A 13002-nucleotide genomic window follows, 5' to 3' on the forward strand; every position below is an offset into this window, starting at 1 on the left:
CTCCTCGGACGTCGGCCCGGTCGAGGGAGCGGCGGTCCCCGGGCGGGACGGGCCGCGGGCCGCCCCGCGGTGCCGGCCACCCGCCACGTCACCCGCCCCGGTGCCGGTCACCAGGGCGGCCGTCTCCATCAGGTGCCGCAGGCCGGCCGACCGCGGCGCGAGCAGCCGCAGGACCGAGCGCGCCGGAACCTGCCGGGTGCGCCGTCGACGCCGGCGCGCGGCCACCAGCCGGTCCGGCCGGCCGACCACCGCGAGCAGGGCCCCCAGCTCGTCGGCGGCGTGGCGGGGCAGCTTGCCGACGAGGTAGCCCAGCGAGCGGACCAGCGAGCCCAGCGTGAGAGCGACCAGCGCGACCGGTAGGTGCAGCAGCGGGAGGTTGGCGAGCAGGACGTGCAGCGCGTGCTGGCGGTCCAGCCGGTGCAGCCGGTGCCGGCCGGCGCGGACCTGCCGGCGGCGCCGGGTGGCGGCCTCGGCGTGGCCGACGACCGCGTCGGTGACACAGACGACCCGGTGCCCGGCCAGGTTCGCCCGCCAGCCCAGGTCGACGTCGTCGCGCAGCAGCGGGAGCCGAGGGTCGAAGCCGCCGAGCTCGTCCCAGACGTCACGCCGCACCAGCATCCCGGCGGTGCCGACGGCCAGCACCCGGTGCACCCCGTCGTGCTGGCCCTGGTCTCGCTCGCGGCGCTCGAGCATCGTCTCCCGGCGGCCGCTGCGGGCGATGGTGACGCCGACCTCGAGCAGCAGGCCGGCGTCGGCGCCCAGCGCGCGGACCTTGGGCCCGGCCACCGCGACCGAGGGGTCCCGGGCCACCTCGCCGAGCAGGGCCGCCAGCGCGCCGGGCTCGGGCATGCAGTCGTCGTGCAGCAGCCATAGCCAGTCGGGCGTCGCCGAGGTCGCGGGCCCGGTCTGCAGCGCGGCCGTCACCGCGGCCCCGAAGCCGGCGGCCCGGTCGCAGGTCGCCACGGCCTCCGGCCCCAGCCAGTCGACGAGCCGGTCCGCGCTGCCGTCGGTGCTGCCGGTGTCCGCCGCGACGAGCCGGTCCGGGGGCCGGGACTGGGCGCTGACGGCCGCCTGCAGCCCGGGCAGCCAACGGGCGCCGTCGTGGGCCACGACGACCGCCGTCACGACGACAGGAGCCGCCGGCTCGGGAGTCGGCGCAGGGGTCGTCGGCATCGGCCCCAACCTAAGGGAGCAGGAGGGTGCGGCGGGTCAGGTGCCCGGCCGGGCGGCCGGGCAGAGAAGGGCGCTAGACCGCGCTCTTCTTCAGCCGTCGCCGCTCACGCTCGGAGAGCCCGCCCCAGATGCCGAAGCGCTCGTCGTTGGCCAGCGCGTAGTCCAGGCACTCCGACCGGACGTCGCAGCCGAGGCAGACCTTCTTGGCCTCCCGGGTCGAGCCCCCCTTCTCCGGGAAGAAGGCCTCCGGGTCGGTCTGGGCGCAGAGGGCCCGCTCGGCCCAGTCGCCCTCACCCTCGTCCTCGGTCCCGTCGATGAGCGGGAACACCTCGCCCATGGCGTGCCTCCTCGACCCTGTGACCTGGCCGGGATCCCCACCGGGAGGACCTCCGGCCCTTGACGACACGAATGACACTGGTGGAATTACACGCGCGTCAGTGCTTTGCCGTCAAGCCGTAAGGTGATATTCACCACCGCCCACCCGTGCGGACCGGCCGACCGGCGGCCACGCATCACCCGAACGGAGGACCCCCCGCGGCACCGCCGCGCCGGGCACGGGAGACTCGTGAGCGTGCGCACCATCGTGGTCCCGGCCGGCGGCATCGGCGGCGCCCGCTTCCTGCGTGGCCTGCTCGCCGCCACCTCCGACCAGCCCACCGAGGTCGTGGTCATCGGCAACACCGGCGACGACATCACGCTGTTCGGCCTGCGGGTCTGTCCCGACCTCGACACGGTCATGTACACCCTCGGCGGCGGCATCCACGAGGAGCAGGGCTGGGGCCGGGCCGACGAGACGTTCGCGGTGCGCGACGAGCTGGCCGCATACGGCGCCGGGCCGCAGTGGTTCGGGCTGGGCGACCGTGACCTGGCCACCCACGTCCTGCGCACCCAGATGCTCGACGCCGGCTACCCGCTCGGCGAGGTCACCCAGGCGCTGTGCTCCCGCTGGGGCCTGGACCGGCTGGGCGTCCGGCTGCTGCCGATGAGCGACGACCGGGTCGAGACCCACGTGGTCATCGACGACCTCGAGGCGCCCGGCGGTCGGCGGGCGGTGCACTTCCAGGAGTACTGGGTGCGGCTGCACGCCGCGCCGCCCGCCCACGAGGTGGTCGCGGTCGGCGCGGAGCAGGCCAGGCCCGGCCCCGGCGTCCTCCAGGCGGTCGCCGCCGCCGACCTGGTGCTGCTCCCTCCATCCAACCCGGTCGTGAGCATCGGGACCGTCCTTGCCGTGCCCGGCATCCGCGAGGCCCTGGCCGCCACGCCGGCGCCGGTCGTCGGCCTGTCGCCGATCGTCGGCGGCGCACCGGTGCGCGGCATGGCCGACAAGGTCCTCGCCGCGATCGGGGTGCAGAGCACGGCTGCCGCGGTGGCCCGCCACTACGGCGGCCGGTCCTCGGGCGGGCTGCTCGACGGGTGGCTGGTCGACGAGCAGGACGCGGACGCGGTGGCCGACGTCGAGGCCGCCGGCATCAGCTGTCGCGCAGTACCCCTGCTGATGCCCGACCCGCAGCGCGCAGCAGACATGGCCAGGGCCGCGCTGGAGCTCTCTTGCACGCTGCGGCCGCGGGCCGCATGACCCGGCTGGAGATCTGGGCCCCGGACGGCGTGCCCGAGGTCGCGGCGGGCGACGACCTGGCCGCGCTGGCCGCCGACGCGCTGAAGACGACCCCGCTCGCCGACGGGGACGTCGTCGTCGTCACCTCCAAGGTGGTGTCCAAGGCGGAGGGCCGGGTCGTGGCGATGGACCGCGACGAGGCGGTGACCGCCGAGACGGTGCGGATCGTGGCCAGCCGTGGGCCGACCCGGGTGGTCGAGACCCGGCACGGCTTCGTGCTGGCGGCGGCCGGGGTGGACGCGAGCGGCGTCGCGCCCGGTCAGCTCGCCCTGCTCCCGGTCGACCCGGACGGCTCGGCCCGGCGGTTGCGCGCCCGACTGCTCGAGCTGACCGGCGCCGACGTCGCCGTCGTCGTCACCGACACGATGGGCCGGCCGTGGCGGCTCGGCCTGGTCGACCAGGCGGTCGGGGTCGCGGGGCTGGAGCCGCTCGAGGACCTTCGGGGCCGCGACGACGGGCACGGCAACGTGCTCGACGTCACGGTCACCGCGACCGCCGACGAGCTCGCCGCGGCCGCCGACCTGGTCAAGGGGAAGCTGGCCCGGCGGCCGATCGCGGTGGTGCGCGGGCTGGCCGCCCGGGTCGGTGCCGGCGACGGCCCGGGTGCCGCGGCGCTGGTACGTCCGGCCGCCGAGGACATGTTCCGGCTGGGCGCCCACGACGTGCTCCCGGCCCGTCGCACCGTCCGGTCCTTCACCGACGACCCCGTCGACCTGGCCGCGGTGCGGCGGTCAGTGGCCGCCGCGGTCACCGCCCCGGCGCCGCACCACACCACGCCCTGGCGCTTCGTAGTGGTCACCGACGCCGAGCGCCGGACCCGGCTGCTCGACGCGATGCTGGAGGCCTGGGTCGCCGATCTGCGCCGCGACGGCTTCACCGAGGAGCAGGTCGCCAGACGGGTCCGGCGCGGCGACGTGCTGCGGGGCGCCCCGCTGCTGGTGGTGCCGTGCCTGGTGCGCGAGGGCATGCACGACTACCCGGACGAGCGGCGCTCGGCCGCCGAGCGCGAGATGTTCGTGGTCGCCACCGGCGCCGGCGTGCAGAACCTCCTGGTCGGCCTGGCCGTCGAGGGGCTCGGCTCGGCCTGGGTGAGCAGCACGATGTTCTGCCGCGACGTCGTGCGCGGCGTGCTCGACCTGCCCGGCGACTGGGACCCGATGGGCGCCGTCGCCGTCGGGCACCCGGCCTCGCCCGCACCCGATCGCCCGCCGCGCGACCCCGAGGCGTTCCTCCGCATCGTCTGAGCCCGGGCTGTCACGTCCGCCGCGTCACATCGCGCGGTAGTCGCGCCCCGCGTAGCGCGGCCCGTGCCGCTCCGGACGTACGCCGGACAGCTCGACCAGCCGCACCGCGCGGTAGCGGTGGCCGCGGTAGGGCTCGAGCAGCTGGAGCATCGCGTCGTCGTCGACCGGCTCGCCCACCAGCGCCTGCCCGACCAGCGAGGACAGGTGGTAGTCGCCCACCGACACCGCGTCCGCGTCGCCCAGCGCCCGCTGGGCGACCTCGGCGGCGGTCCAGACGCCGACACCGGGCAGGGAGCGCAGCCGGCCGCTCGCCTCGGCGGGGTCCAACCCGGCCAGCGTCTCGAGCCGGCCGGCCGACCGGGCCGCGGTGACGACGGTGCGCGACCGGGACTGGTCCACGCCGGCCCGGTGCCACTCCCACGACGGCACCCCGGCCCAGGTCCGTCCGGAGGGTGGAACCCGGAGCCCGCCGGGCACCTGGTCGACCGGCCCGGGAGCCGGCTCGCCGTAGCGCCGCACCAGCGACCGGAAGCCGCGCCAGGCCTCGCGGCCGGTCACCTTCTGCTCCAGGACAGCGGGCACCAGCGCCTCGAGCACCTGGCCGGACCGCGGCACCCGCCAGCCGGGGTGGCGGCGCCAGGCCTCCCGCAGCACCGGGTGCCCGGGGACGAACCCGGTCGGGTCGTCGGACTCGCCGACCAGGTCCGGCGCGCTCTCGACCGACCAGGCGGCGCCGGGGCCCCAGGCCCGCGCCTCGACAACGCCGAGGGCCACGTCGACGCGGATCGCCGTCGTCGCCGGGCCGTCCGGCGTGCGGGTCGCCCGCCAGACGCCGGCGCCGGGGACGTAGCGGAACGTCGGGTCGCCCGGCCCGCGTCGCAGCGGCCCGAGGACCGCCGGCAGGTCCAGCGGGCGCGCCGGCCGCCAGCGGCGCACGAGCGGGTCCGCGGTCACGGCACCAGTCTCACAGCCGGGTTGCGTAGAATCCGCCGGTGGCCAACAAGACCAAGCAGCAGGAGCGCGACCGCCGCGCCAAGATCGAGGCGATGCGCAAGGCCGAACAGGCCAAGGAGCGCAGGAAGAGCCTGCTGTTCATCGTGATCGCCGCCGTGGTCGGCCTGGGGCTGGTCGCGGCGGCCGCGATCCCGGCCTACCTCGACTCGCGCGACGACCCGGCCAAGAAGGACCTGGCGTCCTTCGGCGTCAGCGCGGCGGCCGCCAACTGCTCGCCCCCCACCGACGACCCGGCCACCGGTGGCAACGACCACAAGCCCGACGGCACGGTCCTCGACTACGCGCAGGTGCCGCCGTCCTCCGGCTCGCACTGGTCGGCCCCGGCCTTCCCGGCGCGCGCGTTCTACACCGAGCGGGACCGGCCCCAGATGGAGCAGCTCGTCCACAACCTCGAGCACGGCTACACGATCCTCTGGTACGACGACACGATCGAGGGCGCCCAGCTCGACGCGCTCGAGGACCTCGCGGAGAGTGCCCGGGCCGACGACAACGTGGGACCGAACCAGAAGTTCATCGTCTCCGCCTGGGACGACGCCTACGGCGACTTCCCGCAGGGCAAGCACGTCGCCCTGTCGCACTGGGGCGCCGAGCAGGGCCACCGCCAGCTGTGCGGCAAGGTCAGCGGCGCGGTGGTCGCGGACTTCATCGAGAAGTTCCCGGCCAGCGACGCACCGGAGCCCAACGCCGCCTAGCAGCGACCGGCCGCCCGGTCGCCTAGAGCGGGGACTCGTCCGGCGAGAACCGCAGGGCGTACGCCGGCAGCTCGGCGTCGCACCACACCCGGGCGCCGTCGGTGAGCTCGCAGCCCTCGCCCACGACCCCACGGTCGCCGACGACGACGCCGACGAGCCGGCAGCCCCGGCCCACGACGGCGCCCTCACCGACCACCGAGTCGCGCACGGTCGCGCCGGCCGACACGACCGCCGCGTCGAGCAGCACGCTGCCGTCGACCGTCGCGCCCGCCTCGACGCGGGCCCCGGCACCGACCGTGGTGCCTCCGGACACCCTCGCCGTCGGGTCGACCTCCGCACCGGGGAGCAGCAGCGCCTCCCCCGTGGGGCCGGGCAGGGCCGGTGACGCGACGACGCCGAGCACCAGGTCGCACGACCCGCGGACGAAGGCGGCCGGCGTGCCGAGGTCGGCCCAGTAGGCGGTCTCGACGTGGCCCAGAACGAGGGCGCCGGACTCGATCAGGCCGGGAAAGGTCTCGCGCTCCACCGACACCGGCCGCCCGGCCGGGATGCCGTCGACGACCGACCGGCGGAAGACGTAGCAGCCGGCGTTGACCTGGTTGGTCACCGGGTCCGGCGTCTTCTCCAGGAAGGCGGTCACCCGGCCCTGCTCGTCGGTCGGCACGCAGCCGAACGCCCGCGGGTCCTCGACCTCGGTGAGGTGGAGCGTCACGTCGGCGCCGGCCTGCACGTGCCGCTCGACCTGGGCGGCGAGGTCGTGACCGGAGAGCACGTCGCCGTTGAGGACGACGACCGGGTCGTCGGGGCCGCCCTCGAGAAGGCCGGCGACGTTGCGGATGCCGCCGCCGGTGCCCAGTGGCTCCTCCTCGGTGACGTAGTCGACGCGCAGCCCGAGCGCCGAGCCGTCACCGAGGCCCTCCTCGAAGACCTCGGGGCGGTACGACGTGGCCAGTACGACGTGCTCGACACCGGCCGCGCGGGCTTTCGCCAGCACGTGGTGCAGGAAAGGGACGCCGGCGGTCGGCAGCATCGGCTTGGGCGTCCCGACGGTCAGGGGGCGCAGCCGGGTGCCCTTGCCGCCGACCAGGACGACGGCCTCGGGGGTCACCCGGGGAGCAGTCGCCGGCACGTCAGACGGAGACGCCGGCCGCCGCGCGCCGGTAGGTCTCGACGTGGGCCTGCGCCGACGCGGCCCAGGTGAACTCCTTGGCCCGCTCCTGACCGGAGAGGGAGAGCCGGCGGCGCCGGTCCTCGTCCAGGATGAGATCGCGCAGCGAGGTCGCGATGCTGTCGACGTCGGGCTCGGTGTAGGCCACCGCGTCGCCGCCGACCTCGGGGAGCGAGAGCCGCCGTGCGGTGAGCACCGCGGCCCCGCAGGCCATCGCCTCGAGGACCGGCAGGCCGAAGCCCTCGGCCTTGCTGGGGTAGGCGACGACCATGGCGCCGCCGAGCAGGCCCGGCAGGTCGGCCGGCCGCAGGAATCCCGGTCGCACCACCTTGAGGTGGCTCGGCACCTCGGCCACCGCCTGGTCGACGCCGTCGTCCCACCCGCTGCTGCCTGCCAGCACGAGCGCCGGCGCGTCGTCCAGTCCGTCGACGGCCCGCACCCAGCCGCGCACCAGGTCGGGGACGTTCTTGCGGCGCTCGAGCACGCCGAGGAAGGCGACGTACGGGCGGCCGTGCAGACCGAGCCGGCTGGCGACCCGGTGGCACTCGGCGTCCGACGGCGGGTGGAAGGTGTCGAGGTCGACGCCGTGCAGGGCCACGTCGATGCGCGCGGGGTCGGCGTCGAGCAGCCGGACCAGCTCGTCGCGGGTCGCCTGGGAGGGCACGACGACGCGCGCGGCGCGGCGGACCGCGGTGCGCGTCGCGGACCGGTAGAAGCCGGTGCGGACCGCGCTGTGCAGCTCGGGCTCGGAGAAGAACGTCACGTCGTGCAGGGTCACCACGACCGGCACCGGCGCGTGCAGCGGCATCGTGTAGTAGGGCGAGTGGATGAGGTCGGCACCCACCTGCTGCGCGACGAGCGGCAGGCCGGTCTGCTCCCAGGCCAGCCGGGCCGGCCGGTGCGAGATCGCCGACGGCCCGGGCACGATCTCGGCGTCGCCGGCCGCGACCCGGCTGAACCGCTCGGCGTCGGAGCGCTGGCAGACCACGACCAGCGACTGGCCGCCCGCCGAGAGCCCGGCGACCAGGCCGTCGACGTAACGACCGACGCCGCCCCGGTCGGCCGGGACTGCGGTGGCGTCGAGAAGGACGCGCGGCGCCGCACCCGGCCCGGTCGACACTGCCGCCACCCGCGTCGCGCTCCTGTCCTGCTCGTCCCGGCGCGCCACTGCGGCGCGCACCACCTGTCGAAGCCTACGCCGCCGTTGCACGACGGCGTGGCACGTCATCCCACGAAGACCCGCGTCTCCACGGCCGACCGCCGCGCCGTCGTGGCCCGCAGCCGGAACGTGGTCCCGCGGACCATGCCCACCGAGTCGCGCGCCACACCGGTCCAGCTGCCCGCCACCGGGCGGCCGGTGGCCGCACCGAAGTCGACGACGGTCCCGGCCGGGCCGCCGGACAGCCGGTTGCGCAGCAGCCACCGACCGTCCCGCTCGACGCCGACGCCGGTCGGCCCGACCCCGTTCCAGTCGCCGACGACCGGGGTGTCGGTGGCGCGCCCGTAGCGGAACGAGCGCTGCGTCGGACCGCTCGTCACGGTGTCGCGCAGCCGCCACCGGCTGCCGCGGACCACCCCGATGCCGAGGTCCGAGCCGTTCCACGACCCGACGACCGGGCGGTCCCCCGCGGCGCCGAACGCGACGGTCGTGGTCGGCGGGCCCGCGGTCAGGCCGGCCCGCAGCAGCCAGCTCCCGCCGCGGTAGACACCGAGGTCGTCGTCGCCGTCGGCGTCCCAGTCGCCCACCACCGCGACGTCGCCGGCCGCTCCGTAGCGGAACCGGCTGACCCAGGCTCCGGCCGGGCCGGTCATCTGCAGGGCGACCCGCCCGTTGCGGAACCAACCCGGCTGATCGCGCCCGTCACCGTCCCAGTCACCGACCAGCGGCTGCGCACCGGCCCCGCCGATGCGGGCGAGCGACACGGTGAACCCGGGCGAGAGCAGGCCGAGCGCCTCGCGCACGTCCCACCCCTCGAGGTAGGTGGTGACCAGCTCGCCGCCCTTGAGGCCGCGCACCCGCACGCCGGCCACCCGCGCGTCCGACCCGCGCTTCGGCACCGAGATCGAGCTGAGCTGGGTGAAGCCGAGCCGCTGCGCGAGGGTCGACCAGGAGAACGCCCTGGCCCACGACCGCTTGTCCGACGGGTTGCCCGAAGCGAGGTCCCAGCGCGAGTCGTCGACCGCGCGGAGGAACGGCGAGTCGACGCCCCAGACGTAGCGCTCGTCCTCGGTGTGCCCACCCATCGACGAGGAGTAGAAGGCGTCGATGAGCGGCCCACCGGCGGCCAGCGCGACCACCTGCCCCGAGGTGGCGTCCACCGCGCTGCGCCAGCGGGCGCCCCAGACCCCGTCGGTGCCCTCCGTCTCCTTCTTCCAGCCGGTGTAGTTCTGGTCGGCCGGCGTCGGCATGAGCACCCGGCCGGCCCGCTTCGCGGCGTACGTCCGCGCGGCCACCGCCTGGGCCTTCAGGGCCTCCGGCGGGAACGAGGCCGGGACCTCGGCGATGCCCCACAGGTACTTGTCCATCGCCGGCCCGTCGGCCGACGCCTCGATGGTCTGGACGGCGTCGATCCCGGCACCGTCGAGGGTGAACCGGGTCCAGTCCCAGCGCAACCAGCGGTCCAGGTAGATGCTCGATCCGCGCCAGGTCGTGAGGTGGGCCACCGTGCCGGCCTGCACGAGACGGAGCGCCTGCGTCGCCGAGCCGCCCTGCCAGACGACGGCCTTCGGCGTGACGCCGAGGTCGTGGAGTACGAAGCGGGTGCCGGTGTCGTCCAGGCGCAGCTGCCAGTCCGCGCCGGCGGGCTGCTGCGGAGGGCACGGGGCGGCGGCCGGGTCCGCGGGCGTCGGGCCGGTGCAGCCCTCGAGCGCCCAGCCGAGCGGCCCGCCCTCCGCGGCCACGTCGACCCGGTAGCCGCCGTCGAGCATCCGCAGCCGCACCGTGGGCGGCATCGCCGCCGCGCGCACCTCGGTCCCGGTGTAGTAGCGGCGCAGGATCTGGTCGTAGGAGCAGCCGAGCCGCGCCGCACCCTGCGCGCCGTACTGGCTCATGCCCAGGCCGTGCCCCCACCCGCCGCCGCGGAAGACGACGTCGCCCGACGCCGACGCGCGCGGCAGCGCCGCCCCGCCGGAGGCCGGGCACTCGGCGGCCGCGGCGCGGACCGTCGGGCCCGGCACCAGCCCGCTGCCGGGCAGCGCCACGGCGAGCCCGAGCGCCAGGCCGAGCGCGAGGCAGACGCGGGGGAGACGGGGCATGCGGGTGACCTCTCGGTCGGAGGCTGCTGGGCCTGTCGGAGACTGCTGCGGCTAGTTCGGACACTGTTGGGGCCGGTGAGGCTGCTGGGACTGCGGTGCAGACCGTCCACGATAAGCCGACGCGGGCGGGGGCGGACCGGTTCACGCCTGCTGGCTAGGGTGTGGCGCGATGCGCCTCCTGTTCTTCGGCACGTACGACGCGGCGGCGCACCCCCGGGTGGCGGTCCTGCGCGACGGGCTGCGGGCGCACGGCCACGGCGTGCACGAGTGCGACGAGCCGCTCGGCCTCTCGACCGCCCAGCGGCTGGGGATGCTGCGCAACCCGGCCGGCCTGCCGCTGCTCGGCTGGCGGCTGGCGCGCTGCTGGTGGGCGCTCTGGCGGCGGTCCCGGCCCTACCGGCGCGGGCGCTCCCCCGGCCACGCGCCGGACGCGGTCGTCGTCGGCTACCTCGGCCACTTCGACGTGCTGCTCGCCCGGCGGCTCTTCCCGCACGTACCCGTCGTCCTGGACCACCTGATCGGCGCGAGCGACACGGCCACCGACCGGGGCGTGGCGGGCGGCCGTCGCCAGCGGCTGCTGCGCGCGCTGGACGACGCGGCGCTGGCCGCGGCCGACGTGGTCGTCGTCGACACCGAGGAGCACCGGAGCGCACTACCGGAGGCGGCGCGGCGCCGGGCGCTGGTCGTCGACGTCGGTGCGCCGCAGGAGTGGTACGTCGCGCAGGAGCCCGACCGTGCACCCGGGGCGCCGGACGACCCGCTGCGGGTGGTGTTCTTCGGGCTGTTCACGCCGCTGCAGGGCGCGCCGGTGATCGGCGCGGCGCTCGGCGAGCTCGCGCACGAGCCGGTCGAGGTGACGATGGTGGGCAGCGGGCAGGACCTGGCCGCGACCCGCCGGCTGGCCGTGGCCAACGAGCGGGTGACCTGGCGCGACTGGGTGCCCGCCGACGAGCTGCCGGCGCTCGTGGCCGGCCACGACGTGTGCCTCGGCATCTTCGGCAGCGCTGCCAAGGCGACCCGGGTGGTGCCGAACAAGGTGTTCCAGGGCGCCGCGGCCGGGTGCGCCATCGTCACGTCGGACACCCCGCCGCAGCGGCGGGTGCTCGACGGGGCGGCCGTCCTGGTGCCGCCCGGCGAGCACCGGGCCCTGGCGGGTGCGCTGCGCGACCTGGCGGCCGACCGCGGCCGGCTGGCCGACGCTCGCGCCGCCGCCCGGGCGCTGGCCGCCGAGCGGTTCACCCCCGACGCCGTGGTGCGGCCCCTGGACGCGCGCCTGCGCTCCCTCGTCCCCCCGGAGGTGCCCTCGTGACCGATCAGCGCCACGGGTCGGTGCTGCTGCCGCCGCTGAGCCCCAACGCCTGGCTGCGCTGGGCCGTCGTCTCGCGGCTCCTCCCGCCGCCGGACCGGACCCTGCGGGTGCTCGAGGTGGGCTGCGGGCAGGGCGGCTTCGGCGCCCGGCTGGCCCAGGACTACGACTACCTCGGCGTGGAGCCGGACGGCACCTCGGCCGGAGTCGCCCAGCAGCGGCTGGCGGCCGCCGGGGGGTGCGGCGAGGTGCGCCGGGGCGACCTGGCTGCCCTCGGCGCCGACGAGTCGTTCGACCTGGTCTGCGCGTTCGAGGTCATCGAGCACATCGAGGACGACGCCGCGGCGCTGGCCGAGTGGGCGGCCCGGCTGCGCCCGGGCGGCACGATGCTGCTCTCCACCCCGGCCTGGCAGCGGCGCTTCGGCGCGGCTGACGAGATGGTCGGCCACTTCCGTCGCTACGACCCCCCGGTGCTGCGTGACCGGTTGCGCGCGGCCGGGCTCTCCGACGTCGACCTGGTGCACTTCGGGATGCCGCTCGGCTACCTGCTCGAGGTGGGGCGCAACGCGGCCGGCCGGCGGCGGCTGGCTGCGGTTACGGCGGCCGAGACCACGGCGGCCCGCTCGGACGCCAGCGGACGCACCCTGCAGCCCTCGACCTCGCTGGCGGCGACGGCGGCCCGGCTGGGCACCCTGCCCTTCCGCGGCATCCAACGGGGCTTCCCCCGCACCGGCCCCGGCCTGGTCGCCAGGGCCCGCAAGCCCTGATCGCACGGCCGAGGCAGCCGGACCGCGCCAGCTGCACCCGGACCGCGGCGGATTCGCCGCGGTCAGGTCCCCTTGACCACGCTGGCGTGATCGTTCCGCACCAGGACGGCGCCGAGGGCGAGCAGGCCGTCGGTGAGGATGAGCAGGGCGCGCGAGGTCAGGGCCACGGCGGTGGCGTCGGGGGTGCTCAGCACCGCGGAGAGCAGGACCACGAGGACCGCCTCGCGCACCCCGGCTCCGGCCGGCAGCACGACGAGCAGCGGGCCGAGCGAGAAGGCGATCGCGAAGCCGCCCAGCGCGACCGGGAAGGTCTCCAGCGGGTCGGCCCCCAGGCCGACCGCGAGCAGCCAGACGTGGCCGGAGTAGAGCACCCAGAACACGACGGCCACCCCGACGCCCCGGCTCACGTCCCGACCGGACAGCGGCACCTCCAGGCCGGGCCGGCGGAGCAGGCTCAGTGCCCGGTCGAGCAGCGCGTTGAGGACCTGCGGCACGAGCAGCACGAGCAGGACCGGCACCACGAGCAGGCCGAGCAGGACCACGCGGCCCTCGGCGCGCAGCAGCGCGGGCAGCGCTGCGACACCGAGCAGGACGCCGACCAGCGTCGTGACGCCGAGCGTGAGGAGGAAGGCCAGCCCCATCCGCTGCCGGGGGACGCCGAGCTCGCGGCCCATCCGCATCTGGGCCAGGACCGGCCAGACCGCGCCGGGGAGGTACTTGCCCAGCTGGGTGACGAAGAAGAGCCGGGCCGCCGGGCGCACCGGCAGC

Annotated in this window: 12 protein-coding genes; 5 read left to right on the plus strand and 7 right to left on the minus strand. The window is 76.4% G+C overall.

The window, feature by feature from the left end:
- Together VK640_04740 and VK640_04745 are read right to left on the minus strand one after the other, a co-directional pair.
- Window positions 1-1173 (minus strand): glycosyltransferase family 2 protein (locus VK640_04740; protein ID HTE72491.1); only part of this gene is annotated, 1173 nt, incomplete at its 3' end.
- A gap of 73 nt (window positions 1174-1246) precedes the next feature.
- Complete coding sequence (locus VK640_04745) at window positions 1247-1510, minus strand: WhiB family transcriptional regulator (GenBank protein ID HTE72492.1); 264 nt, start codon at window positions 1508-1510, stop codon at window positions 1247-1249.
- A 234-nt stretch (window positions 1511-1744) separates the two neighbouring features.
- On the opposite strand from VK640_04745, the gene cofD reads away from it, so the two are divergent.
- Together cofD and VK640_04755 are read left to right on the plus strand one after the other, a co-directional pair.
- Window positions 1745-2749: a 2-phospho-L-lactate transferase gene (gene cofD / locus VK640_04750; GenBank protein HTE72493.1), complete on the plus strand. Its 1005-nt coding sequence runs from the start codon at window positions 1745-1747 to the stop codon at window positions 2747-2749.
- Window positions 2746-4032: a coenzyme F420-0:L-glutamate ligase gene (locus tag VK640_04755; GenBank protein ID HTE72494.1), complete on the plus strand. Its 1287-nt coding sequence runs from the start codon at window positions 2746-2748 to the stop codon at window positions 4030-4032. The genes cofD and VK640_04755 overlap by 4 nt, the downstream gene beginning before the upstream one ends.
- A 24-nt stretch (window positions 4033-4056) precedes the next feature.
- On the opposite strand, the gene VK640_04760 is transcribed toward VK640_04755, so the two are convergent.
- Window positions 4057-4986 (minus strand): DNA-3-methyladenine glycosylase 2 family protein, encoded by a 930-nt coding sequence (locus tag VK640_04760; protein ID HTE72495.1) that lies wholly within the window; start codon window positions 4984-4986, stop codon window positions 4057-4059.
- 38 nt (window positions 4987-5024) lie between these two features.
- Here VK640_04760 and VK640_04765 point away from each other — a divergent pair, with 38 nt between their 5' ends.
- On the plus strand, window positions 5025-5738 hold the full coding sequence (locus VK640_04765; GenBank protein ID HTE72496.1) for a DUF3105 domain-containing protein: 714 nt from the start codon (window positions 5025-5027) through the stop codon (window positions 5736-5738).
- Between the two features lie 22 nt (window positions 5739-5760).
- On the opposite strand, the gene VK640_04770 is transcribed toward VK640_04765, so the two are convergent.
- From VK640_04770 to VK640_04780, 3 genes are all read right to left on the minus strand, one after another.
- Complete coding sequence (locus VK640_04770; GenBank protein HTE72497.1) at window positions 5761-6846, minus strand: NDP-sugar synthase; 1086 nt, start codon at window positions 6844-6846, stop codon at window positions 5761-5763.
- A 22-nt stretch (window positions 6847-6868) separates the two neighbouring features.
- Window positions 6869-8026, minus strand: coding sequence for a glycosyltransferase family 1 protein (locus tag VK640_04775; GenBank protein HTE72498.1), 1158 nt, complete (start codon window positions 8024-8026; stop codon window positions 6869-6871).
- A 104-nt stretch (window positions 8027-8130) separates the two neighbouring features.
- Window positions 8131-10161 carry a SpoIID/LytB domain-containing protein gene (locus VK640_04780; GenBank protein HTE72499.1) on the minus strand — a complete coding sequence of 677 codons (2031 nt, stop codon included), beginning with the start codon at window positions 10159-10161 and terminating at the stop codon, window positions 8131-8133.
- 169 nt (window positions 10162-10330) lie between these two features.
- Here VK640_04780 and VK640_04785 point away from each other — a divergent pair, with 169 nt between their 5' ends.
- Together VK640_04785 and VK640_04790 are read left to right on the plus strand one after the other, a co-directional pair.
- Complete coding sequence (locus VK640_04785; protein ID HTE72500.1) at window positions 10331-11470, plus strand: glycosyltransferase; 1140 nt, start codon at window positions 10331-10333, stop codon at window positions 11468-11470.
- The gene (locus VK640_04790; GenBank protein ID HTE72501.1) at window positions 11467-12234 is read left to right on the plus strand and encodes a class I SAM-dependent methyltransferase; all 768 of its coding nucleotides are present in this window, start codon (window positions 11467-11469) and stop codon (window positions 12232-12234) included. The genes VK640_04785 and VK640_04790 overlap by 4 nt, the downstream gene beginning before the upstream one ends.
- A 62-nt stretch (window positions 12235-12296) precedes the next feature.
- Here the strand turns inward: VK640_04790 and VK640_04795 are convergent.
- Window positions 12297-13002 (minus strand): lysylphosphatidylglycerol synthase domain-containing protein (locus VK640_04795; protein HTE72502.1); only part of this gene is annotated, 706 nt, incomplete at its 5' end.

Source organism: Actinomycetes bacterium, from assembly GCA_035489715.1.
Lineage (GTDB): Bacteria > Actinomycetota > Actinomycetes > JACCUZ01 > JACCUZ01 > DATHAP01.